Annotated in this window: 24 protein-coding genes; 11 read left to right on the top strand and 13 right to left on the bottom strand. The window is 67.6% G+C overall.

What is annotated here, in order from left to right:
• Window positions 1-3 precede the first annotated feature (3 nt).
• Window positions 4-540, bottom strand: a complete 537-nt coding sequence (locus tag MCHUDSM44219_RS10715; RefSeq protein ID WP_048418219.1) for a carboxymuconolactone decarboxylase family protein — start codon at window positions 538-540, stop codon at window positions 4-6.
• 263 nt (window positions 541-803) lie between these two features.
• On the opposite strand from MCHUDSM44219_RS10715, the gene MCHUDSM44219_RS10710 reads away from it, so the two are divergent.
• From MCHUDSM44219_RS10710 to MCHUDSM44219_RS10685, 6 genes are all read left to right on the top strand, one after another.
• On the top strand, window positions 804-2,099 hold the full coding sequence (locus tag MCHUDSM44219_RS10710; RefSeq protein WP_048418218.1) for an amidohydrolase family protein: 1,296 nt from the start codon (window positions 804-806) through the stop codon (window positions 2,097-2,099).
• A 97-nt stretch (window positions 2,100-2,196) separates the two neighbouring features.
• Window positions 2,197-3,375 (top strand): acyl-CoA dehydrogenase family protein, encoded by a 1,179-nt coding sequence (locus MCHUDSM44219_RS10705; protein ID WP_236695424.1) that lies wholly within the window; start codon window positions 2,197-2,199, stop codon window positions 3,373-3,375.
• Between the two features lie 24 nt (window positions 3,376-3,399).
• The gene (locus tag MCHUDSM44219_RS10700) at window positions 3,400-4,626 is read left to right on the top strand and encodes a CaiB/BaiF CoA transferase family protein (protein ID WP_269084078.1); all 1,227 of its coding nucleotides are present in this window, start codon (window positions 3,400-3,402) and stop codon (window positions 4,624-4,626) included.
• On the top strand, window positions 4,619-5,419 hold the full coding sequence (locus MCHUDSM44219_RS10695; protein ID WP_048418217.1) for an enoyl-CoA hydratase/isomerase family protein: 801 nt from the start codon (window positions 4,619-4,621) through the stop codon (window positions 5,417-5,419). The genes MCHUDSM44219_RS10700 and MCHUDSM44219_RS10695 overlap by 8 nt, the downstream gene beginning before the upstream one ends.
• On the top strand, window positions 5,420-6,565 hold the full coding sequence (locus MCHUDSM44219_RS10690; RefSeq protein ID WP_048418216.1) for a thiolase family protein: 1,146 nt from the start codon (window positions 5,420-5,422) through the stop codon (window positions 6,563-6,565).
• Window positions 6,566-6,580: 15 nt separating this feature from the next.
• The gene (locus tag MCHUDSM44219_RS10685; RefSeq protein WP_048418215.1) at window positions 6,581-7,741 is read left to right on the top strand and encodes an acyl-CoA dehydrogenase family protein; all 1,161 of its coding nucleotides are present in this window, start codon (window positions 6,581-6,583) and stop codon (window positions 7,739-7,741) included.
• A 12-nt stretch (window positions 7,742-7,753) separates the two neighbouring features.
• On the opposite strand, the gene MCHUDSM44219_RS30160 is transcribed toward MCHUDSM44219_RS10685, so the two are convergent.
• The gene (locus tag MCHUDSM44219_RS30160) at window positions 7,754-7,891 is read right to left on the bottom strand and encodes a hypothetical protein (protein WP_162232089.1); all 138 of its coding nucleotides are present in this window, start codon (window positions 7,889-7,891) and stop codon (window positions 7,754-7,756) included.
• Window positions 7,892-8,020: 129 nt separating this feature from the next.
• Between MCHUDSM44219_RS30160 and MCHUDSM44219_RS10680 the strand changes: the two genes are divergently transcribed.
• Together MCHUDSM44219_RS10680 and MCHUDSM44219_RS10675 are read left to right on the top strand one after the other, a co-directional pair.
• Window positions 8,021-8,671: a TetR/AcrR family transcriptional regulator gene (locus tag MCHUDSM44219_RS10680; protein WP_048418214.1), complete on the top strand. Its 651-nt coding sequence runs from the start codon at window positions 8,021-8,023 to the stop codon at window positions 8,669-8,671.
• Window positions 8,668-9,168 carry a hypothetical protein gene (locus tag MCHUDSM44219_RS10675; RefSeq protein ID WP_048418213.1) on the top strand — a complete coding sequence of 167 codons (501 nt, stop codon included), beginning with the start codon at window positions 8,668-8,670 and terminating at the stop codon, window positions 9,166-9,168. The genes MCHUDSM44219_RS10680 and MCHUDSM44219_RS10675 overlap by 4 nt, the downstream gene beginning before the upstream one ends.
• Before the next feature lie 2 nt (window positions 9,169-9,170).
• On the opposite strand, the gene MCHUDSM44219_RS10670 is transcribed toward MCHUDSM44219_RS10675, so the two are convergent.
• From MCHUDSM44219_RS10670 to MCHUDSM44219_RS10650, 5 genes are read right to left on the bottom strand one after another with little or no spacing between them, the layout of a single operon-like run.
• The gene (locus MCHUDSM44219_RS10670; RefSeq protein WP_048418264.1) at window positions 9,171-10,136 is read right to left on the bottom strand and encodes an NADPH:quinone oxidoreductase family protein; all 966 of its coding nucleotides are present in this window, start codon (window positions 10,134-10,136) and stop codon (window positions 9,171-9,173) included.
• A gap of 5 nt (window positions 10,137-10,141) precedes the next feature.
• On the bottom strand, window positions 10,142-11,125 hold the full coding sequence (locus tag MCHUDSM44219_RS10665; RefSeq protein ID WP_048418263.1) for a phosphotransferase family protein: 984 nt from the start codon (window positions 11,123-11,125) through the stop codon (window positions 10,142-10,144).
• A gap of 32 nt (window positions 11,126-11,157) precedes the next feature.
• Window positions 11,158-12,456: an acyl-CoA dehydrogenase family protein gene (locus MCHUDSM44219_RS10660; protein WP_048418212.1), complete on the bottom strand. Its 1,299-nt coding sequence runs from the start codon at window positions 12,454-12,456 to the stop codon at window positions 11,158-11,160.
• Window positions 12,457-12,474: 18 nt separating this feature from the next.
• Window positions 12,475-13,122 (bottom strand): TetR/AcrR family transcriptional regulator, encoded by a 648-nt coding sequence (locus tag MCHUDSM44219_RS10655; RefSeq protein WP_048418211.1) that lies wholly within the window; start codon window positions 13,120-13,122, stop codon window positions 12,475-12,477.
• 54 nt (window positions 13,123-13,176) lie between these two features.
• Window positions 13,177-13,980, bottom strand: a complete 804-nt coding sequence (locus tag MCHUDSM44219_RS10650; protein WP_048418210.1) for an Emopamil binding protein — start codon at window positions 13,978-13,980, stop codon at window positions 13,177-13,179.
• A gap of 136 nt (window positions 13,981-14,116) precedes the next feature.
• Between MCHUDSM44219_RS10650 and MCHUDSM44219_RS10645 the strand changes: the two genes are divergently transcribed.
• From MCHUDSM44219_RS10645 to MCHUDSM44219_RS10635, 3 genes are read left to right on the top strand one after another with little or no spacing between them, the layout of a single operon-like run.
• Window positions 14,117-15,391: a cytochrome P450 gene (locus MCHUDSM44219_RS10645; protein WP_048418209.1), complete on the top strand. Its 1,275-nt coding sequence runs from the start codon at window positions 14,117-14,119 to the stop codon at window positions 15,389-15,391.
• Window positions 15,388-15,579 carry a ferredoxin gene (locus tag MCHUDSM44219_RS10640; RefSeq protein WP_048418208.1) on the top strand — a complete coding sequence of 64 codons (192 nt, stop codon included), beginning with the start codon at window positions 15,388-15,390 and terminating at the stop codon, window positions 15,577-15,579. The genes MCHUDSM44219_RS10645 and MCHUDSM44219_RS10640 overlap by 4 nt, the downstream gene beginning before the upstream one ends.
• Window positions 15,580-15,596: 17 nt before the next feature.
• Window positions 15,597-15,881 (top strand): DUF1330 domain-containing protein, encoded by a 285-nt coding sequence (locus tag MCHUDSM44219_RS10635; protein ID WP_048418207.1) that lies wholly within the window; start codon window positions 15,597-15,599, stop codon window positions 15,879-15,881.
• Between the two features lie 10 nt (window positions 15,882-15,891).
• Here MCHUDSM44219_RS10635 and MCHUDSM44219_RS10630 read toward each other — a convergent pair whose 3' ends face one another.
• The 6 genes from MCHUDSM44219_RS10630 to MCHUDSM44219_RS10605 all read right to left on the bottom strand — a co-directional run bounded on the left by MCHUDSM44219_RS10630 (window position 15,892) and on the right by MCHUDSM44219_RS10605 (window position 21,555).
• Window positions 15,892-16,092, bottom strand: a complete 201-nt coding sequence (locus tag MCHUDSM44219_RS10630; RefSeq protein ID WP_048418206.1) for a ferredoxin — start codon at window positions 16,090-16,092, stop codon at window positions 15,892-15,894.
• Entirely contained in the window at window positions 16,089-17,291 is a 1,203-nt protein-coding gene (locus MCHUDSM44219_RS10625; protein WP_048418205.1) for a cytochrome P450, read from the bottom strand. The genes MCHUDSM44219_RS10630 and MCHUDSM44219_RS10625 overlap by 4 nt, the downstream gene beginning before the upstream one ends.
• A gap of 118 nt (window positions 17,292-17,409) precedes the next feature.
• A complete protein-coding gene (locus MCHUDSM44219_RS10620; protein WP_048418204.1) occupies window positions 17,410-18,201 on the bottom strand; it encodes an NAD(P)-dependent oxidoreductase in 792 nt (263 codons plus the stop codon).
• Window positions 18,198-19,019, bottom strand: coding sequence for an NAD(P)-dependent oxidoreductase (locus MCHUDSM44219_RS10615; protein WP_048418203.1), 822 nt, complete (start codon window positions 19,017-19,019; stop codon window positions 18,198-18,200). Before MCHUDSM44219_RS10615 ends, MCHUDSM44219_RS10620 begins: the two co-directional genes overlap by 4 nt.
• A complete protein-coding gene (locus MCHUDSM44219_RS10610) occupies window positions 19,019-19,852 on the bottom strand; it encodes an alpha/beta fold hydrolase (protein ID WP_048418262.1) in 834 nt (277 codons plus the stop codon). Before MCHUDSM44219_RS10610 ends, MCHUDSM44219_RS10615 begins: the two co-directional genes overlap by 1 nt.
• A 47-nt stretch (window positions 19,853-19,899) precedes the next feature.
• The gene (locus MCHUDSM44219_RS10605; protein WP_048418202.1) at window positions 19,900-21,555 is read right to left on the bottom strand and encodes a thiolase C-terminal domain-containing protein; all 1,656 of its coding nucleotides are present in this window, start codon (window positions 21,553-21,555) and stop codon (window positions 19,900-19,902) included.
• Between the last annotated feature and the right edge of the window lie 53 nt (window positions 21,556-21,608).

The following is a 21,608-nucleotide window of genomic DNA, read 5'->3' as shown; positions in this document are numbered from 1 at the left end:
TGATTACCTCTCTGTGTCGGGGTCGGGTTGAACCCCAAAGGTGTTGATGGCCATGGCCAGGGCGCCATAGCAACCGATCGTGAAGACGAGATCCATCAGTTGGTGCTCGTCGAGGTGGGCGGACAGCGTTGTCCAGGTCGGGTCGGTGACGGTCGAGTCGCTGCGCAACTCGTCGACGGCCGCCAGCACCGCGCGGTCGAGTTCGTCGGACGCCTCGCCGTGCTCGATACCGGCGATGTCGGCGTCGGACAGTCCGGCGTCGCGGCCCATGGTGACGTGGTGGCGCCACTCGTAGTCGCAGCCGCTGAGCAGCGCGATACGCAGCACGGCCAGCTCGCGCAGCCGAGGCGGCAGGGTGGTTCCGTAGAGCAGGTGGAAGTTGAACCGCAGGAAGTTCCGGGCCAGTCTCGGGTGCCGCACGAGCGTGGCGACCAGATTCCCGGTCGCTTCCGGATTGCGCCGCTCGGCGGGTATCAGGCCGGCCAGCGCCCCGTCGGCGGCGTCATCCCACTCGTCCGCCGGCAGCGGGGGGATGCGCACTTTCCCACTCCTCTCCATCATGAGAATCAGGTTCTCATATTTGAGCAACAGATTTCCAGTCTTCCGCCGAAACGTCCATCGACGTGCGCGTACTCGCGGGTCGCACGCCGCCCGCCGGCGTCCCAACGCTGCAGCCAGGTGGCACAACCGCGGCTAACGGACATTGATTCTCGCTGTCGGAGAAGCTAGTTTCCATAGGGAGAAAGCAACGGTCGGAAACGGCGCGTGCCGTGACAACGCGCGTGCGGAGGTGGAGGAACGTCGTGAACAAGGACGACATGATCTTGATCAGCGTGGACGATCACATCGTCGAACCGCCGGACATGTTCAAGAACCACCTCCCGAAGAAGTACCTCGACGAGGCGCCCCGGCTGGTGCACAACCCCGACGGATCGGACACCTGGCAGTTCCGCGACGTGGTGATCCCGAACGTGGCGCTCAATGCGGTCGCGGGCCGGCCGAAGGAGGAGTACGGCCTCGAGCCACAGGGGCTCGACGAGATCCGGCCCGGCTGTTGGCAGGTCGACGAGCGGGTCAAGGACATGAACGCCGGCGGCATCCTCGGCTCGATGTGCTTCCCGTCGTTCCCCGGCTTCGCCGGCCGACTCTTCGCCACCGAGGACCAGGAGTTCTCCCTGGCGTTGGTGCAGGCCTACAACGACTGGCACGTGGAGGAGTGGTGCGGCGCCTATCCGGCGCGGTTCATCCCCATGACGCTGCCGGTGATCTGGGACCCGGTGGCGTGCGCGGCCGAGATCCGCCGCAACGCCGCGCGTGGTGTGCACTCGCTGACGTTCTCGGAGAACCCCTCGGCCATGGGCTATCCCAGCTTCCACGACTTCGATCACTGGAAGCCGATGTGGGATGCACTGGTGGACACCGACACCGTGCTCAACGTCCACATCGGGTCGTCGGGCCGACTGGCCATCACAGCGCCGGACGCACCGATGGACGTGATGATCACGCTGCAGCCGATGAACATCGTGCAGGCCGCCGCGGACTTGCTGTGGTCGCGGCCGATCAAGGAGTACCCGGATCTCAAGATCGCGCTGAGCGAGGGCGGCACCGGGTGGATCCCCTACTTCCTGGAGCGGGTGGACCGGACCTATGAGATGCACTCCACCTGGACGGGGCAGGATTTCAAGGGCAAGCTGCCCAGCGAGGTCTTCCGAGAGCACTTCCTGACCTGCTTCATCGCCGACCCGGTCGGCGTGACCACCCGGCACCAGATCGGGGTGGACAACATCTGCTGGGAAGCCGACTACCCCCACAGCGATTCGATGTGGCCCGGCGCTCCCGAACAGCTCGACGACGTGCTCAAGGCCAACGACGTTCCCGACGACGAGATCAACAAGATGACCTACGAGAACGCGATGCGGTGGTACAACTTCGATCCGTTCAGCCACATGTCGAAAGAGCAGGCGACGGTCGGGGCGTTGCGCAAGGCCGCCGAGGGTCATGACGTGTCGATCCAGGCGCTGTCGCACAAGGAGAAGACCGGCGCCTCCTTCGCCGATTTCGCCGCCAACGCCAAGCAGCTGACGGGCAACAAGGACTGAGCACCACCGGCGCCGAAACTGTATTCCACGCGGACTTCGGGGTGAAAACGACACGTGGAATACAGTTTCGGCGGTACGGGGAGAGGAAGTGACGGCGATGGCCGGCGGCATGAGTTTCGAGCTGAGCGACGATCAGGAACTGATCCGCAAGTCCGTGGCCGAGTTGTGCGCCCGGTTCGACGATCACTACTGGCTCGAGAAGGACCAGGCGCACGAATTCCCCCAGGAGTTCTACGACGCCATCGCCACGGGTGGCTGGCTGGGCATGACGATCCCGGAGGAGTACGGCGGGCACGGTCTGGGCATCACGGAAGCGACCCTGCTGCTCGAGGAGGTGTCCCGGTCCGGTGCGGCGATGAACGGCGCCAGCGCCATCCACCTGTCGATCTTCGGCATGCAGCCGGTGGTCAAGCACGGCTCCGACGAGCTCAAGGCCGAGACGCTGCCCCGCATCGTCGACGGCGATCTGCACGTCTGCTTCGGCGTCACCGAACCCGGTGCCGGACTGGACACCTCGCGGATCACGACGTTCGCCAAGCGGGAGGGCGACCACTACCGCGTCAACGGCCGCAAGGTGTGGATCTCCAAGGCGCTGGAGTCGGAGAAGATCCTGCTGCTGACCCGCACGACGCCGTATGACGAGGTCGCCAGGAAGACCGATGGTATGACGCTGTTCCTGACCGACCTCGATCGCGCGCACGTCGACATCCGCCCGATCAAGAAGATGGGCCGCAACGCGGTCAGCTCCAACGAGCTGTTCATCGACGACCTGATGGTGCCGGTCGCCCACCGCGTCGGCGAGGAGGGCCAGGGCTTCAGGTACATCCTCGACGGCCTGAATCCCGAGCGGATGCTGATCGCCGCCGAGGCGCTGGGCATCGGCCGGGTCGCGCTGGAGAAGGCCGTCACGTACGGCAACGAGCGGCACGTGTTCAACCGTCCGATCGGGATGAACCAGGGCCTGCAGTTCCCCTTGGCGGACTCCCTGGCCCGGCTCGACGCCGCCGAACTCGTGCTGCGCAAGGCCACCTGGCTCTATGACAACGGTAAACCCTGTGGGCGTGAAGCGAATACGGCGAAGTACCTGTGTGCCGACGCCGGCTTCGGCGCCGCCGACCGCGCGCTGCAACTGCACGGCGGCATGGGCTACTCCGAGGAGTATCACGTCGCGCGATACTTCCGCGAATCGCGGCTGATGAAGATCGCGCCGGTCAGTCAGGAGATGATCCTGAACTTCCTCGGCGAGCACGTGCTCGGCCTCCCGCGCAGCTACTGATGCCGTCCGTGGTTATCTGAACGCGTGTCGACTCCGACTGCCGCGCCGCTGGCCGGTGTCACCGTGGTCGCGATGGAGCAGGCCGTCGCGGCGCCGATGTGCACCCGCGTCCTCGCCGACTTCGGCGCCCGCGTCATCAAGGTGGAGAATCCCGACGGCGGCGACTTCTCCCGCCACTACGACGACGTCGTCAACGGCCCGGCCGGTCTGGCCGCCCATTTCGTATGGTGCAACCGCGGTAAGGAATCGGTCGCGCTGAACACGAAATCACCTGCGGGCAGGGAATTGATGCACCGGTTGCTCGACCGTGCCGACGTGTTCGTGTCCAACCTGGCGCCCGGCGCCACGGTGCGGCTGGGCGTGGCGCCCGCCGATCTCGCCGAGCGCCACCCCGACGTCATCCCGGTCGAGATCGACGGATACGGGCCTGGCGGCCCGATCTCCCACAAACGCGCGTACGACCTCCTGGTGCAGGCGGAGTCGGGGTCGTGCGCGATCACCGGTTCGCCCGGCATGCCCGCCAAGCCCGGGCCCGCGATGGCCGATTTCACCACCGGTCTGTACGCCGCGATGTCGATCGTGACGCTGCTGTACAGGCGCGAGCGGCGGCCGCGGTCAGGTCCGGCGCCGTCGGTCGAATTGAGTCTGTTCGACGTGATGACCGACGTGATGGGCTACGCGCTGACCTACACCCAGCATGCGGGTATCGACCAGGAGCCGCTGGGCGTCGGTTCGCCGGCCGTCGCGCCGTACGGCGCATACCCCACCCGTGACGGTCACACCGTGGTGCTGGGCACCACCAACGACCGCGAATGGCAGCGGGTGGCACGGGAGATCATCGACCGCCCCGATCTGGCCGACGACCCCCGGTTCGCGACGAATCCCGGTCGCTGCGCCCACCGGCAGACTCTCGACGACGCGATCGGATCCTGGTGTGCGCGACACGATCTGGCTGACATTCAGCAGACGGCCGACGAGGCGGGAATCGGCAACGCCCGGTTCAACAAACCCAGCGAGGTCGTGGTCCATCCCCAGCTGAGCGCCCGGGACCGGTGGCGGACCGTGGCGAGCCCGAAGGGCGACATCCCCGCGCTGCGGCCGCCGCCGGTCATCAGCGACTTCGAACAGCCGATGGGCGCGATACCCGACCTCGGTGAGCACACCGACGCGGTGCTCACCGAACTGGGAGTCACGGCCGAAGAACTCGCGCAGCTGCGCGCCGAGGGGGCGATCGGACCCGCCGATGAGTGACGACGTCCTGCTGTGCGCCGACCGCGACGGGGTACGCACGCTGACCCTGAACCGGCCCGAGCGCCGCAACGCGCTGGACGCGCGGCTGTGGCTGGAACTGGCCGACGCGCTGCGGCGGGTCAAGCGTGATCCGCATGTTCGGGTGCTGGTGCTGACCGGCGCGGGCGGCGCGTTCAGCTCCGGCGCGGACATCGCGACCGGCGAGAAGGTCCACCCGCGGCACAAGCTGGACCGTCTCACCGACGTGGCGCTGGCGCTGCACGAGCTGGCGGTGCCGACCATCGCCAAGGTCACCGGCATCGCCGTCGGCGCAGGCTGGAATCTGGCGCTCGGCTGCGATCTCGTCGTCGCCACCCCGCAGTCCCGCTTCTGCCAGATCTTCGCCAAGCGCGGGCTGTCGGTCGACCTCGGCGGATCGTGGCTGCTCCCGAGGATGGTCGGCCTGCAACAGGCCAAGCGCCTCGTTCTGCTCGCCGGCATGATCGATGCGCAGGAGGCGCACGCCCTGGGATTGGTCACCTGGGTCACGCCCGATGACGAGATCGACGTGTTCGTCGACGATCTCGCCGACCGGCTCGCCGCAGGGCCGCCGTTCGCGCTGGCGCAGAGCAAGGCGCTGCTCAACGACGGCGCGACGGCGACACTGCAACAGGCACTGGCCAATGAGGCCCGGGCGCAACCGGGCAACTTCGCCACCGCTGATGCGGGCGAGGCGTATGCCGCGTTCGCGGACAGACGCGACCCGCAGTTCAGTGGGGCGTGGGCGTTGTACGACGACGAGGAGCAGAGGTAGATGCGAGAAACCGTGATCGTGGGAGCAGTGCGCACACCGGTCGGCAAGCGAAACGGGGGACTGTCCGATCAGCACGCGGCCGACCTGTCGGCACTGGTGCTCAACGAACTGATCGAGCGGACCGGGGTCGACACCGACGTGATCGACGACGTCGTCTGGGGCTGCGTGTCCCAGGTGGGCGACCAGTCCAGCAACATCGGCCGCTACGCGGTCCTCGCCGCGGGGTGGCCCGAGCACGTCCCTGGCACCACCGTGAACCGGGCCTGCGGCTCCAGCCAGCAGGCGCTCGACTTCGCCGTGCAGGCGGTGATGTCGGGTCAGCAGGAGGTGGTGGTCGCCGGAGGAGTGGAGGTGATGAGTCGCGTGCCGCTGGGCGCCGCGCGTGCCACCGGCATGCCCTACGGGCCGAAAGTGCTTGCCCGCTACGATGATTTCTCGTTCAATCAGGGCATCTCGGCGGAGATGATCGCGCAGCAGTGGGGCTTCTCGCGCGCCCGATTGGACGAGTATTCGGCCCGCTCGCACGAACTCGCCGCAGCCGCCCAGGACGCGGGCGCGTTCATCCATCAGATCGTTCCCGTCGTCACCGAGGGCGGTGTCGTCACCGATGACGAGGGGATCCGGCGCGGCACGACAGTGGAGAAGCTGGCCGGCCTCAAGCCTGCGTTCACCGACGACGGCGTCATCCACGCCGGCAATTCGTCGCAGATCTCTGACGGGGCTGCGGCCCTGCTGGTGATGACCGCCGAGAGCGCGGTGCAGCTCGGCCTGACCCCGCTCGCGCGCTACCGCGCGGGTGCTGTCACCGGTGCGGACCCGAAACTGATGCTGACCGGACCGATTCCGGCGACGGAGAAGGTGCTGCACAAGGCCGGGCTCGACCTGTCGGAGATCGGCGTGTTCGAGGTCAACGAGGCGTTCGCACCGGTTCCGCTGGCTTGGCTGGCCGACACGGGTGCCGACGAGGCGAAGCTGAATCCGCTCGGTGGTGCCATCGCATTGGGCCATCCGCTCGGCGCGTCCGGTGCGGTGTTGATGACGCGGATGATCCATCACATGCGCGACAACGGAATTCGTTACGGATTGCAGACGATGTGCGAGGGCGGCGGTACCGCCAACGCCACCGTCGTCGAGCTGGTGAGCTGACGGGGGACGACGCGGATGCGCAGAGACCTGTTCACCGAGGACCACGAGGCGTTCCGGGAGCTCTCGCGCGACTTCGTGGAGAAGGAGGTCGTGCCGAACTACCCGCAGTGGGAGCAGGGCGGGCGGATGCCGCGCGAGGTCTTCGAGCGCATGGGCACGTTGGGCATGCTGGGCGTCGCGATTCCCGAACAGTACGGCGGCGGCGGCGTGTCGGACTACCGCTACAACGTGGTGCTGCAGGAGGAGGCGGCCCGCGCGCTCGTCACGCTGTCCACGGTGCGTACTCAACTCGAGGTGATCCTGCCGTACTTCCTGCACTATGCGAACGACGAGCAGCGGGCACGCTGGTTTCCCGGACTGGCGGCAGGGACCCTGCTCACCGCGATCGCGATGACGGAGCCCGGCACAGGGTCCGACCTCGCGGGCATGCGCACCACCGCGGTGCGCGGTGTTGATTCAGAAGGCCCCCACTACATCGTCAACGGCGCCAAGACCTTCATCACGGGCGGGATGCAGGCCGACCTGGTGATCGTCGTCGCGCGTACGTCGACCGATCCGGACAACCGCCGCGCGGGTCTGACCCTGCTCGTCGTCGAAGACGGCATGGACGGCTTCACCCGTGGCCGCGAGCTGCAGAAGATGGGCTGCAAGGTGCAGGACACCGCCGAACTGTCGTTCGTCGACGTGCGCGTGCCTGCGGCGAATGTGCTCGGCGACGTGGACGAGGCATTCGGCTACCTGGGCCACAACCTGGCCCAGGAGCGGCTGACGGTCGCGGTCGGCTCAGTGGCACAGGCCCGTTCGGCGATCGCGGCGGCCATCGACTACACGCAGCACCGCACGGCGTTCGGCACCCCGGTGGCGTCGTTCCAGAACACCAAGTTCGAACTCGCCGCCTGTTCGACGGAGGTCGAGGCGGCGCAGGCGATGCTGGACCGGGCCGTCGCGCTGCACGTCGACGGTGAGCTCTCCGGTGCCGACGCGGCCCGGGTCAAGTTGTTCTGCACGGAGATGCAGCAGCGTGTCGTGGACCGCTGCCTGCAGCTGTTCGGCGGCTACGGCTACATGATGGAATACCCGATCGCACGGCTGTACACCGATGCGCGGGTGGCCCGTATCTACGCGGGCACCAGCGAGGTGATGAAGGTGATCATCGCCAAATCGCTTGGGCTGTGATGATTGTGCGCGTCACTCGCTGTGGGTCAACTGATCGCTGAACGCGGCGCCGGCGTCACCGGCCAGTCGACTGCCGTCGAAGCCGTATCCGATCGGGCATGCCATCCAGTATTTCCAGAACGATGTGTTGAGCTGGTAAAACGGCGTCACGCTGGCGTTACGGCGCGCGTCGGCGGCATCGGTGACGGCGATCGAAACTCAATTTCGCTGAGACCCTTGTCACATCCGGCAAACCTACCTACTGTGTGTTCACTAGGTTGGTTCGAGCCGAGGAGATGAGTGTCCGCCGCGCAGTCCGCCGGGTCCGATCTGGATTCGCCCAGACGTCCCTACGCGACCCTGTTCGCCAAAGGCGAGGACCGCAGGCAACGGATTCTCGCGGTGGCGGAGCGTCTGCTGGCGCGCAAGGGATGGCGGTCCACGTCGCTGGCGCAGATCGCCCGCGAGGCGGGCGTGACCTCAGCCGGGCTGCTGCATCACTTCGCGTCCAAAGAGCAACTCCTCAACGCGGTGCTGGATGCGCGTGACGCCGACGACGATGCGCACGCCGACCGCTCCGGCGACCTGATCACCGAACTGATGCGCGTTCCCGAGCGCTTCGAGCGGGCCCCGGAACTCGTGGGCACGTTCACCGTCCTGCTCGCCGAGAACATCGCCCCGGACGCCCCGCTGCACGACCGCCTGCACAACCGGTACCGCGCCGCGGTCGACATCATCAGGAAGATCATCGAGCGCGGCCAGCGGGCGGGCCGCTATCGCACCGACGTCGACGCGGCCGTCAAGGCCACGGAGATTCTCGCCTTCATCAACGGAATGGAGACCTTATGGCTGCTCGATCCTGCAATCCCGCTGACCGAGGTGTTCACGGAGTACGCAGAATCGCTGGGTCGGGATCTGGCGGCGACGCGATCGGAGGCCACACCGACATGAGATACCGACTCGACATCGTCACGCCCACGGTGCTCGACGCGGTGCGGTTCGCCGGCGGCTGGGTCTACGACCGGGTGACCGCCGGCTGGGACGTCACCGTCCTGATCGGCAACAACGACGATGTCCGTCCGCTGGAGATCCTCGGTGCCGATACGGCCGATCTGGAATCGGTGCTGCAGTCCTGGGAACTGCGCCCTCATCCGCAGACCGTCGCGGTGGCCGGCGACCTGTTCGGCCGCGACGAACGCGTCCGGGCCGGCGTGCTTGGCGCGCTGGCCCAGGGAGCGACCGAGGTGACGCTCTGGGGTGAACACCGGCCGTCCGAGTTGGACAGCAGCGTCGACGTCGTCGAGCACCGGCTCAGCGCCGCCGCCCGAGCGTTCAAGGCCCATGCCCTGGCCGCGGCCGGGGTTCCGGGAGAATCGGTGGCGCGCTCCGAGATCTTCTGCTGCGGAATGATGGCCTCCGTCGCCGCGGATCTGGTGCCCGCCAGCTGAATTCATCGCAGATCGATGAGCACCTTGCCGACGGCCCGGCCTTCGGCGACGTGGCGCAGCGCGGCCACGGTCTCGTCGAGGGGGTACACCGCTCCGATGTGTGGCGTGACCCGACGATCCGCCAGCAGCGTGCGCAGTTCCTGCTCGGTGCGTGCGAACTCCTCGGCAGGCACGTCCTGGAATTGGAAACCCAGCACGTGAACACCTTTGACGAGCACCAGGTTCAGCGGGATGCGGGGGATCGTGCCGGAGGCGAACCCGACGGTGACGAACCGGCCGCCCCGGCGCAGGCTGCGCAGCGCCGGTTCACTCAATCCGCCCCCGACGGGATCGAGCACGGCGTCGGCACCGCCCGGGATCACCTCCCGCAGTGCTGACCGCAGGTCCACCGCGCGGTGATCGATCGAGTGGTGGGCGCCGTAACAGGTTGCAGCGGATAGCTTTTCGGGCGACGACGCGACGGCGGTGACCTGGGCGCCGAGTGTGACGCCCAGCTGGACCGCGGCGAGGCCGACGCCGCCGCCCGCCCCGAGCACCACCAGTTGGTCGCCCGCGCCGACGCGCGCCATCGAACGCAGGCTGTGCGCGGCGGTGCGGTAGGCGACGCCGGAGGCCGCGGCGGTGAACAGGTCCAGACCGTCGGGCACGGCCGCCAGGCCCGCCGCGTCCACCACGACGCGTTCGGCGAACGCCCCGGCCATCCCGGTTCCGGTGACCCGGTCACCGACCGCGACAACGTCGACGTCCGGACCGACGTCGTCGACGACACCGGCGAACTCGCTGCCCGGGACGAACGGTGGTGGGATGCTCACCTGATAGGAGTCGGCGATCAGGAGCACGTCCGGGAAGTTGACCGCCGCCGCGTGCACGCGTACGCCGACCTGGCCGGGACCGGCCGTCGGAACGTCGCGGTGCTCGACACGGACGACCTCCGGGGGTCCGAACGCCGGACAGACCGCGGCACGCACCGGCGTCATCCCCGATAGTCAGAGGTTTCGGCGAGGTCCGCGGCCGAGGTCATCAGATCCGTCACCACCGGTCCGAAAGCGAGCAACTTCTCGTCGTCGCCGGCGCGCTGAAAGCCCCGCTCGAGCACGATGGCCAACTTCCACTTGGCTAGCACCAGGTAGTAATCCAGGTCGTCGACCTGACGTCCCGACACCGCCGCGTAGTGCGCGACGACCTCGTCTCGCGACGGCATGCCCCGCATGTCCACATAGGTCATGTCCGATTGGCCGTCATCGCCGGGCCAGCTCTGCACCATCCAGCCCAGATCGAGCTTCGGGTCACCCACGGTGCCCATCTCCCAGTCGACGATCGCGGCCAGTTGTGCGGGGGCGCCGTGCCGGTACATCACGTTGGCGAACTGGTAGTCGCCGTGCATCAGGCCGGGGATGAAGTCGAGCGGCTTGTGCTCCTCGAGCCACGCCGTCGCCACCTCCAGGCCGGGCAGCTCGCGTTTCTTGATGCGCTTCAGGAAGCCGATCCATCGCGCGACCTGGCGTTCGTGGAAGCCGTCGGGCCTGCCCAGGTCCTGCAATCCTCTGGCGCGCCAGTCGACCTTGGACAGCAGCGCAATGCCCTCGGCCAGTTGGTAACTCAGGCCCGGTCGCGCGGAGGCGTCGCTGTCGAACGGCTCCGGCCAGCGGCCGTGGGTGTCCATCGGTGACCAGCCGTCGACGAATCCCATCAGGTAGAACGGCCGGCCCAGCACCGACGCATCCTCGCAGACGCCGACCGCCTTCGTGTGCGGCACCTCGGTGCCGTCGAGCGCCTCGATGATCCGCCACTCGCGCAGGATGCCCGTGTCCCGGTCCGGGGGAGCACCCGGCGGTGGCATCCGCAGGACGCACCGCGCCTCGCCGCGGGTGAGCTCGTAGATGACGTTCTGGGTACCGCCCGACAGGAATCGGACCTGCAACGGCTCACCTTTGCCGGGCAGGGCTGCCTCGTCCATCCACGTGGCGAGCCGATCGGTGTCGAGTGCCGTCACAGATTCCCCGACTCCAGCTCGAGGTATTCCGCGAACCGTTCGCGCGCCGCATCGCGCTTGCGCGGCAACCACTCCGAGGGCCAGACGTCCGTGCTGGCGGTGTAGTCGCGCAGCACCTGCTTGGCCACCGTCGTCTTGTGCACCTCGGTCGGGCCGTCGGCCAGTCCCATCACCGCGGCGCCGGTCACCATGCCCAGGAACGGCATCTCGTTCGTGACGCCGAGTGCACCGTGCACCTGCATGGCCCGCCAGGCGATGTCGTGCAGCACGGTCGGCATCACGACCTTCACCGCGGCGATGTCCTTGCGCACCTTCTTGTAGTCGTTGTACTTGTCGATCTCCCACGCTGTGTAGAGCACCATCAGTCGGAACTGCTTCAGTTGCGCGTACGAGTCGGCGACGTACGCCTGCACGGCCTGCTTGTCGGCGAGCAGGCTGCCTGCGGTCTGGCGGCTCAGGGCCCGCTCGCACATCATGTCGATCGCCTTCTGTGCCAGCCCGATGGTGCGCATCGCGTGATGGATTCGGCCCCCGCCCAGCCGTGTCTGCGCGATGACGAACGCCTGTCCTTCGCCGCCCAGCAATGCCGAATCCGGAACTCGCACATTGTCGTAGTGGATCAGCGCATGGCTGCCCTCGCCGTCGCGTTCGCCGTGCAGGCCGACGTTGCGGACGATGTTCACCCCCGGTGTGTCGGTGGGTAGAAGGAACATCGACATGCCCTGGTAGGGGCTCACATCGGGATTCGTCACCACCATCACGATGAGGAATGACGCGGTGTTGGCGTTGGAGGAGAAGTACTTCCAGCCGTTGATCACCCAGTCGTCCCCGTCGCGGACCGCGCTGGTGGTGAACTGCGTGGGGTCGGCTCCGCCCTGCGGTTCGGTCATCGAGTAACTGGAGAACAGCTCCCCGTCGAGCAGCGGGCGCAGATAGCGCTCCTTCTGCTCCGGGGTGCCGTAGTGCGCGATGATCTCGGCGTTACCCGTGTCAGGGGCCTGGCATCCGAAGATCACCGGCGCCCATTGCGAGCGGCCGAGGATCTCGTTGAGCAGCGCCAGCTTCAGCTGGCCGTAGCCCTGACCGCCGAGTTCCGGTCCGAGATGAGTGGCCCACAGCCCCTTCTGCCGCACCCGCTCCTTGAGGGGGTCGACGACCTTGCGACGCGTCTGCGTCAACGGCGTGAACTGCAGGTGCGGCCAGATCAGGTCGAGCGGCTCGACCTCTTCTCGGACAAAAGCATCCGCCCAGTCCAGCAGCTGCTGATAGTCGGGGTCTGTCTCGAAGTCCCACATACGGCCTCCTCGCCTGCGTCAGGGTCTCTGGGATCCGGTGATGACCGTGCAGATGTCGGTGGTGACGACCTCGGCGAATGAGCGGCCCCCAAAAGCGCCGGCCGCCCAGTGTCGGGCGCCCTCGCTGACGAGCGTCTGCGCCAGATAGGCCAGGTGCGCGATGTCCACGTCGGGGGCGATCTTGCCGTCGGCCTGCGCGCGCCGGAACAATTCGCCGAACATGTCGGCCTCCACGTCGGGCGGGTCGCCGGCGGCGAGGATGCGGTGCTCGTGCCGGTAGCCCTCGAGGATGGTCTCGATGATGAGCTCGGGCGGATTGCGCGCCATCGACCGCTCGAACGCGGTCAGCGCCGCGCGCAGGACGGCGTCGATCTCGTAGGGCTTGTCGAGCATCGCACGGATGGTGCGGTAGGCCGACTGCGTGGACAGCACCCCCACCTCGAACAGCACATCCTCTTTGCGCGGAAAGTAGAAGTAGAACAAGGCTTTCGACACACCTGCCGCGGTGCAGATGTCGGCGACCGTGGTGACTGCGTAGCCCTTGGTGCGCCACAGCGCCATGGCCGCCTGCACGAGCATGCGTTTGGTCTCATGTGACCGCGCGCGTTGAAACGAGGCCCGACGCTGACCGGAGCCAGCTTTCGTCACCCCCGCCTTTGCGGTCATAGATCGGAATTTAACAGGTCATAGCGCAAGAGCCAATAGTTGACCGATGTCCAATTACGCGGGCCGGCTCTGCGTGCTGACCGCCGTGGGCACCCCGGCGCGGCGAGTCAGGAAGTCGACCTGCAGGTGAATCGCGTACAGCACGAAGGGCGGCAGGACGATGAATGGAAGGTTCTCCCCGATGAACTTGAACCACAACCCGAACGGTCCTTGGCCGATGTCGTCGAAGCCCGAACCCACCTCCGCCAGGAAGTACACCGCCGTACTGCTGTAGATGACCGCGACTCCGGTGAAAGCCAGCCAGAGGCAACGGATTCGAGACTCAAGCGGCAGTCCGGGCCGGATCAACCGGGTCCACACGATGAACACCGTGATGCCGGTGACGACGCCGACGACCTCCAGGGCGAAGGTCCAGGGGTTGCCACTGGTGTAGCGGGTGTCGGCGAGCCCGTACTGCCACCACAGCCACTTCCACCCCGGGTCGCTGGTGGGTTCCCACAGCCCGAGCGGATGGCCGATCAGGAACACGAGCTCGTACCCGATCTGGCTGGCCGCGCTGTAGGGAAGCCAGAACAACGTCAGTTCCGCGGCCCTGTCCAGTCGGGAGCGCTGCTCGCCGGGTGCATCCCATAGCAGGACCAGAGGCAGCAGGATGACGGGAATGCCGAACAGCAGGTTCGCGACGATGTCGGCGGTCAACGTCGGCGCGATCAGGCCGAGGCCGACGCCGACCGTCATCGCCACGAACACGAACGCGGTGAAGCCGGCCGTCGCGACGTAGATCCTCAATCGGTGCCGCGCCCAGGGGCGGGCGAACTCGGGTTCCTGCTCTGTCCGCGTTGGCGAGTCGTTGTCCATCAGCTGCCTCCATTGGCGAAGTGATCTCGGTGTCCTGCCGACCGCCCTCGTTGACGACACAGGACGTATGTGAAAACCTTATGCGCAAAGATGAGAATCACATTCTCTCTTGGCGAGATCAGCGAACGGAGCAGGCATGGCCGAAGACCTCACCACGGTCGACTTCTTTCGGGACAGCCGGCTCACCGACGACCCGTACCCGTTCTACAAGGCGCTGCGCGACAAGTGTCCCGTGAGCCGCGAGAACCACTACGGCGTCACGATGGTGACCGGTTGGCAGGAAGCGGTCGACGTCTACAACGACGCCGAGACGTTCTCCTCCTGCATCTCGGTGACCGGCCCGTTCCCCGGCTTCCCGGTTCCGCTGGAGGGCGACGACGTCACCGACGTGATCATCGAGCATCGCGACGAGATCCCGTTCAGCGATCAGCTTCCGACGCTGGACCCGCCCACGCACACCGACCACCGCGCGTTGCTGATGCGACTGATCACGCCGAAGCGACTCAAGGAGAACGAGGATGCGATGTGGCAGCTCGCCGACGACATCCTCGATGATTTCCTGGCGCCCGGCCGCGGTGAGTTCATCGGAGGATTCGCCGGTCCGTTCACGCTACGGGTGATCGCCGACCTGCTCGGCGTGCCCGACGAGGACCGTGACGATCTGCTCGAGCGACTGGCCCGCGGCACTCACGGCAGTGCGGTGGGCAATGCCGACAAGACGATGAACAAGACGCCGCTGGAATACCTCTACGAGGTGTTCGCGACCTACGTGGAGGACCGTCGTGCCGATCCGCGTGACGACGTGCTCACCGGACTGGCGAACGCCACGTTCCCGGACGGCTCGCTGCCCGAGGTCGGCGACGTGGTGCGCGTGGCCACCAACGTCTTCTCTGCCGGCCAGGAGACCACGGTCCGACTGCTCAGCACGGCGCTGAAGGTCCTCGGTGACCGTCCCGACGTGCAGGCGGCATTGCGCCGGGACCGCAGCCTGCTGCCGAACTTCATCGAGGAGTGCCTGAGGATCGAAAGCCCTGTGAAGGGCGACTTCCGGTTGTCGCGGGTGCCGACGACGATCGGCGAGCAGTCGCTGGCCGCCGGCACCACTGTCATGGTGATCAACGGTGCGGCCAACCGGGATCCGCGTCGCTTCTCCGATCCCGACACGTTCGACCCGGAGCGCAAGAACGCCCGTCAGCATCTGGCGTTCGGGCGCGGCATCCACAGCTGCCCGGGCGCACCTCTGGCGCGCGCGGAGACCCGGGTCGGATTAGAGCGACTGCTCGACCGCACCAGCGACATCCGGATCTGTGAGGACAGGCACGGTCCTCCCGGGCAGCGCCGGTACGCCTACATCCCGACCTACATCCTGCGCGGGCTCACCGAGTTGCACGTGGAGTTCGACATCGTATGAGAGTCACCGTCGACGAGGATCGCTGCGCCGGGCACGGCATGTGCCTGACGCTGTGCCCCGAGGTCTTCGAGATGACCGACGACGGTTGGGCCGTCGCCATGCAGGATGAGATCCCCGCCGAGTACGAAGCCGCCGCGCGCGAGGCTGTCGAGAACTGCCCCGAGCGTGCGATCAGCGAAACCGACTGAGGACAGGAGCATTTCCAGTGCCCAAGGGTTACATCGTCATCACCGAGGACGTCAAGGATCCCGCCGGGATGGCGGAGTACGGCAAGCTCGCGAGCAAGGCGATGGCCGGCGCCACGGTGCTCGCGTTCGACACCAAGGCCGAGACGATCGAGGGTCAGTGGCACGGCAGCCAGACCGTGCTCCTGGAGTTCGAATCGGTCGAGGCGGCCAAGGAGTGGTATCACTCGGAGGCCTACCAGAAGGCGGTCGCGCTGCGTCACGCCGCGGCGGACTGCAACGGCGTCATCCTCTCGGGCTTCTAGCGGGAATCGGCTACTTCTCGACGATCGCGATCGCCTGCCGGGGGCACTGCCGGACCGCTTCCCGGATCTGCTGTTCGTTCTCCGGGGTCACGTCGTCGGTCAGCACGTGCAGGTAATCGTCGTCGTCGACCTGGAACACCTCGGGGATGATGCCCATGCACACCGCGTTGCTCTCGCACAGGCCGAAGTCGACCTCGATCTTGCGGCTCATCGCAGCACCGTGACCGGAACGTGGTGGTAGCCCGCGACGTTCTGCATGCTGACCCGCGCAAGACCGTCGAAGTCGACCTCGAACCGGGGCATGAAGTCCAGCAGGTGCTCGAGCGCGATCGCGGTCTCCATCCGGGCCAGCGCGGCGCCGAGGCAACTGTGGATGCCATAGCCCAGACCGAGGTTCTGCGCCTGGGTGCGGTCCCGGTCGATGTCGAAGGTCTCGCCGTTGTCGAAGGCCCGCGGATCGCGGTTGGCGGCCGCACCCATCAGGAACACTGGTTTGTGCGCAGGCACTGCGCCGCTGGGTAATTCGACGTCCTTGAGGCTGTAGCGGACGTTGTACTGCACCGGACCCACGTAGCGCAGGAGTTCCTCGACGGCGTCGGGGATCTTGCTGCGGTCCTCGAGCAGCTTCTGCCACTGCTCGGGGTGGCGGGCGAACTCGACGACGGCGCTGCCGACGAGCTTGGTCACCGTCTCGGCGCCGGCGCCTCCCAACAGCGTGGTGAAACCGGTGATCTCGATGTCGTCGAGCTTGCGCAGGCTGCCGTCCTCGCCGGGGATCTCGGCGGCGATCAGGCGGCTGATCATGTCGTCCTGCGGGTTCTTGCGGCGCTCCTGGACGAGTCCGTAGTAGTACATGCCGGAGTCGATGGTGGCCTGCATGTTCTCGTCGTCCATGTCGATCTGGCCGGGCTTGCGGTGCAGGCTGGTGTCGATCCAGTGCCGGACCTGCTGACGGAAGTCCTCGGGCACCCCGGCCATTCGGGTGATGACCTCCACCGGGAACGGCCCGGAGAAGTCCTGCACCACGTCGAAGTGGTCGGGGTCGGCCTCGGCGAGATAGTGCCGGACGAGCTCGACGACGGTCTCGCGCTGGGACTGGATCGCGCGGGGGGTGAACGCCTTGTTCAGCAAGCTGCGCATGTGCCGGTGGTCCGGCGGATCCATGAAGATGATCGACTTCTGCGGCACCTCGCCGGAGCGCACCATGCCGAGGTCGCAGCCGCGCGCCGACGAAAACGCCTCATGATCCTTGAACGCTGCCGCCACGTCGGCGTGCCGGGTCAGCGCGTAGAAGTCCTCCTCTTCGTCGTAGTAGAGGGGCGCTTCATCGCGCATCCGCCGGTAGATCTCGTACGGATTGTCGAAGTAATCCTGGGAAACCGGATTGAACACCAACCGGGGTGTGGTCACTGCGTCCTCCTCGGCGCTGTCCTCAGAGCCGGAAACGTTACGAAGGCCTGTCTGAATGTAACGGCTACAGTATGCGCCACCCCGCGTCGGAAATCCGCGGTTTTTCGGCAACCGCGCGTCATGCCCGCACCCCCGCGTCCACCAGAGCGTCGAGCCCACCGAGGTCGCCGCCGAGTTCGGCGACGGTGGCGCGCACGACGGCGACGTCCTTGCCGAGGAACTCGCCGACGCCGGCGATGAACGCGTCCGCCGAACCCGCCGCCGCGATCAACGACAGCACCCGGCTCTGCGCGCTGCCGTGCGTCAACGCCTGCAGCAGGCGGCCTTCCTCCACGCCGAGCCGGTTGCCCAGCCGCACACCCTCGGCCACGAGCCCGATCTGTGCTGCGAAGAGGGTGTTGTTGACGAGCTTGACCAGCTGGCCGGCACCCGTGGCGCCGGCATGCACGATGGGGTCGGCGTAGGCCCCGAGCAGCGGCGCCACGCGCGTCATCGCGTCGTCGCTGCCGCCGGCGAAGACAGTCACGTGGCCCGCCGCGATGTCGTGCGGACCGCCACTGAGCGGGGCGTCGATCACGTCGACATGGGCGAAGCGCATAGCGATGGACCGCGCCGTGGCGGGGCTTCCCGTCGTGTGCAGCACCAGCGCCGCACCGGGGGACATTCCCGCCACCAGCTCGCCGTCCAGACACAGCTCGGCGACCTGGGCGTCGGTGAACACGCACACCACCACCGCGTCCGCCCCGTCGGCGACCCCGGCGATGTCCCGGACAGCATGCGCGCCGAGCCGGACTGCGGCAGAACGCTTTTCGTCGGTACGACCGAGGACGACCACGTCGTGGCCGGCCCCGGCAAGACGTTCCACCATCGGAGACCCCATGCGCCCCGCGCCGACGAAGCCGACCCTCATGACCGCGGATGGTCCATCAGACGCAGCGCGGTGTCCGCGTCGGCGAACACCGTGCCCTCGGGCGCCGCCGCGTGCTTCGCGAGGCTGGCAGCATGCCGGACGTCTTTCTGCAACAGGGCGCCGGCAATCGGGGCCAGCCCGTCGAGCGTGCCGCCGAACATCGTGATGCTGCCGATCGCCTTGCTGGTCGCGGAGCCGCGGTGCAGCACCTCGCAGAGCCGGTCGCGCGCGATGCCGAGCGCGTCACCGAGCTCGAGGGTGCTCATCGCCGCGCCGAGGTTGCCGCTGAACAACAGGTTGTTGAGGATCTTGGCGACCTGCCCGCTGCCCAGTCCGCCGAGATGCACGATCGCATCGGAGTACGTGGCGAACACGGGACGCACCTTCTCGACCACCTCGGCATCACCGCCCACCATCACCATCAGCGTGCCCTGCTCCACGGCGGGCGCCCCGCCGCTGACCGGGGCGTCGATCACCGTGACACCCTGTGCGGCAGCCTGTTCGGCGATCTCGCGGCACGTGTCGGGGTGGACGGTGCTGTGGATCGCGACGACACCTCCCGGTGCCATGCCGGCCAGTACGCCGTTCGCACCGCCGAGCACCTCACGCACGTCGTCGTCCCCGACGACGCACAGGCACACCAGGTCACTGGCTGCGCCGAGCTCGGCCGGGGTGGCTGCGGTGCGGGCCGGTGTGTCGGCGTAGGGCTCCAGGCTGGCCGGGCGTCGTGCCCACAGCGTGGTGTCGAACCCGCCCTCGGCGATGCGCCTGGCCATCGGCCCGCCCTGGCTGCCCAATCCGATGAAACCGACGCGCATCAACTCGCCTCCACGTGGTCGGGGTCGCGACCGGGAACGGTCGCGAGGCATTCTCCGGCGAAGGACAGCACCCTTGCGTGGTATTCGCCGGCGTTATGCCCCACGCTGAGGTTGTGCCCACTGCTGGACATCTCGTTGATCCGCACGCGCGGTGCCGAGGTGAACAGCGCTGCGATGGCCGCGACTGATTCCGGGCCGGATTCCCACACGCTTTCGTGCTCGGCGACGCTGAACTGCACCGGCACGCGGACCTGGGCGGCGGTGGCCGGGAAGTCGCGTCGCGGCCAGTTCGCCGTGACCTCACCTTCGTAGGGCGCTCCGGGCGCGGACAACGCACCGGTCAGCACCTCGGGGGGATAGAGGTCGGTGGGCTGCCACAGCAGGTCGCGCAGCCCGGCCGGTCGCGAGGTCACCGAGGCCTCGTCGATGACGTCGCGGGCGGCGTCGGTGTAGTGCACACCGGTGCCGGCGAGCTCGACGCCGATCACCTCCGGGTGCGTGGTCGCCATCCGCAGCGCGAGCTCACATCCGGCCGAATGACCGACCAGGAACAGTCCCGCACCCCGCGCGGCTGCGCCGAGCATCGCGTCCACCGCGCCGGACGCGGCGGCCACGCGCAGCGCCGGGTCGGCGAACCCGTCGGCGTACAGACCCGAGGCGCCGTAGCCGGGCCGGTCCAGGGCGATCGCCGAGAAACCCTGTGCGGCAGCGGCTCGCAGCAGGGAGAGTGCGGGTCGGCCCGGACAGTCGAAATACGCCGACGTCGTCGCGCCCCCGTGCACCGCGACGACGACCGCGCGGGGATCGGCCACCTGCACAGCGAGCCCGGACATCGGCACGCCGTCCACCAGGACGACGCGCCGGGCGGGATCGGAGGCGCTCACGAGCCCGCCCGCAGCAGCATGACCCCGCTGGGCGTCAGCCCGCCGCTGCTGACCACTGCGACCCGGGCGTCGTCGACCTGACGCTCGCCGGCCTCGCCGCGCAGCTGTGTCACCGCCTCGTGCACCAGCCCCATGCCATGCGTGCGTCCATGGGAGAGCTGGCCGCCGTGCGTGTTCAGCGGGATGGCGCCGTCGCGGGCGATCGCCGATCCGCCGTCGAGGAAGTCCCTGGCCTCGCCGATACCGCAGAACCCCAGCGCCTCCAGCCAGGACAGGCAGTTGAACGTGAAGCCGTCGTACAACTCGGCGACGTCGACGTGGGCCGGTCGCAACGATGTCCGGGTCCACAGGTGTGCCGCCTGACCGAGCACCTGCGGCTCGTGGGTCAGCGTGGTCTGGTCCCAGTCGGTGCGCTCGATGATCTGGGTGCCCACCGCCTCGACGAACACGGGTGGCTTCGGCCGGTCGGCGACGGTGTCGACGGCGGAGACGACGACCGCTACCGCGCCGTCACACGGCACGTCGCAGTCGTAGAGCCCGAATGGCGTGGTGATCATCCGGGCGCCTAGATAGTCCTCCATCGTCATCGGATCCCGGTAGATGGCGGTCGGATTCAGCGCGGCATTCGCGCGCTGGTTCAACGCGATCCAGCCGAGCGTCTCCCGGGTGGTGCCGTAGCGGTGAAAATGCCGCTGCGCGTTGAGGGCCAGTGTGTGTGCGGCTGACACCGCGCCGAACGGCATCTGCCAGCTGTCGGTACGCGCACCGCCGGGCGGCGTGAGCCGGCCCTCCCTCACCAACTGCCCGAACGTCGCCTCCCACAGGGTGCGGAAGCACAGCACATGCCGAGCCATCCCGGTGGCGACGGCCATCATCGCAGCGATCACCGAACCGCCCGGCCCGAAGGTGTCCATGCCGCCGTTGATCCACGTCGGCCGCAGGCCCAGCGCCCCTTCGAGTTTGGTGACTCCACCCTCACCCATACCTGCGACGTCCAGTCCCGGATAGGTCGACAGGCCGTCGATGTCGGCGAAGGTCAGCCCGGCATCGGCGACGGCCGCTTCACAGGCCTCGATCGTCAGCGACAGCGGCGCGACCATCAGCCGCCGGCCCAGCCGTGACGCACCGATGCCGGTGATCGCCGACTTGTCCTCGAACTTCTCCGTGCGCGCCATCGGCCGGACGTGGGAACCGAAATCCGCCGGCGCGATCTCGTCGGCCGGCTCCGTGCCGAACCGCTTCGGGGACACCGGCCGGAACAGGGGCAGGTAGACGTCGGCGTTCTGCTCGAACACCACCTCGACCAGCTGGCCGATCTCGAGCTCGTCGGCGGAAGCGTCGATGATGTTGGTGGTCAACCGGATCCGAGGATCTTCCATCAGTGCCACCTGCGCGACGACGTACGGCGCCGCCAGCCCCGGAATGCTGAAGCGATGGTTGACGGTGAAGGCCGACAGCACTGCCGTACCCGAGACCGCACGCACTCCCATATCTCGACCGCGACAGTAACGGCACACCGGCTGCGGTGGGTGTATCAACGCCGAGCAGGCCCGGCACTGCTGAACTCGCAGAACCCCATCGGCGCCAGAGGTCCAGAAGAACTCGTTGTCGAACGTCAACTGCGGCAACGGCATCCGGGTGTCACCGCTCATCGGTATCCTCGCCTCTTCGCGCGAGCGCTCATCGGTGCCCTCGCCTCTTCGCG

It is taken from the genome of Mycolicibacterium chubuense, from assembly GCF_001044255.1.
Lineage (GTDB): Bacteria > Actinomycetota > Actinomycetes > Mycobacteriales > Mycobacteriaceae > Mycobacterium > Mycobacterium chubuense.
Note: the sequence above shows the minus strand (reverse complement) of the source record. Positions and strands in the feature narration are given on the sequence as shown.

What these genes read in the sequence shown, in the direction of transcription:
- MCHUDSM44219_RS10705 (WP_236695424.1), top strand. Translation starts at nt 2,197, where the DNA reads ATGGCCGGCGGCATGAGTTTCGAGCTGAGCGACGATCAGGAACTGATC.
- MCHUDSM44219_RS10695 (WP_048418217.1), top strand. Translation starts at nt 4,619, where the DNA reads ATGAGTGACGACGTCCTGCTGTGCGCCGACCGCGACGGGGTACGCACG.
- MCHUDSM44219_RS10690 (WP_048418216.1), top strand. Translation starts at nt 5,420, where the DNA reads ATGCGAGAAACCGTGATCGTGGGAGCAGTGCGCACACCGGTCGGCAAG.
- MCHUDSM44219_RS10685 (WP_048418215.1), top strand. Translation starts at nt 6,581, where the DNA reads ATGCGCAGAGACCTGTTCACCGAGGACCACGAGGCGTTCCGGGAGCTC.
- MCHUDSM44219_RS10675 (WP_048418213.1), top strand. Translation starts at nt 8,668, where the DNA reads ATGAGATACCGACTCGACATCGTCACGCCCACGGTGCTCGACGCGGTG.
- MCHUDSM44219_RS10665 (WP_048418263.1), bottom strand. Translation starts at nt 11,125, where the DNA reads ATGGACGAGGCAGCCCTGCCCGGCAAAGGTGAGCCGTTGCAGGTCCGA.
- MCHUDSM44219_RS10660 (WP_048418212.1), bottom strand. Translation starts at nt 12,456, where the DNA reads ATGTGGGACTTCGAGACAGACCCCGACTATCAGCAGCTGCTGGACTGG.
- MCHUDSM44219_RS10655 (WP_048418211.1), bottom strand. Translation starts at nt 13,122, where the DNA reads ATGACCGCAAAGGCGGGGGTGACGAAAGCTGGCTCCGGTCAGCGTCGG.
- MCHUDSM44219_RS10650 (WP_048418210.1), bottom strand. Translation starts at nt 13,980, where the DNA reads ATGGACAACGACTCGCCAACGCGGACAGAGCAGGAACCCGAGTTCGCC.
- MCHUDSM44219_RS10645 (WP_048418209.1), top strand. Translation starts at nt 14,117, where the DNA reads ATGGCCGAAGACCTCACCACGGTCGACTTCTTTCGGGACAGCCGGCTC.
- MCHUDSM44219_RS10640 (WP_048418208.1), top strand. Translation starts at nt 15,388, where the DNA reads ATGAGAGTCACCGTCGACGAGGATCGCTGCGCCGGGCACGGCATGTGC.
- MCHUDSM44219_RS10630 (WP_048418206.1), bottom strand. Translation starts at nt 16,092, where the DNA reads ATGAGCCGCAAGATCGAGGTCGACTTCGGCCTGTGCGAGAGCAACGCG.
- MCHUDSM44219_RS10620 (WP_048418204.1), bottom strand. Translation starts at nt 18,201, where the DNA reads ATGAGGGTCGGCTTCGTCGGCGCGGGGCGCATGGGGTCTCCGATGGTG.
- MCHUDSM44219_RS10615 (WP_048418203.1), bottom strand. Translation starts at nt 19,019, where the DNA reads ATGCGCGTCGGTTTCATCGGATTGGGCAGCCAGGGCGGGCCGATGGCC.
- MCHUDSM44219_RS10610 (WP_048418262.1), bottom strand. Translation starts at nt 19,852, where the DNA reads ATGTCCGGGCTCGCTGTGCAGGTGGCCGATCCCCGCGCGGTCGTCGTC.
- MCHUDSM44219_RS10605 (WP_048418202.1), bottom strand. Translation starts at nt 21,555, where the DNA reads ATGAGCGGTGACACCCGGATGCCGTTGCCGCAGTTGACGTTCGACAAC.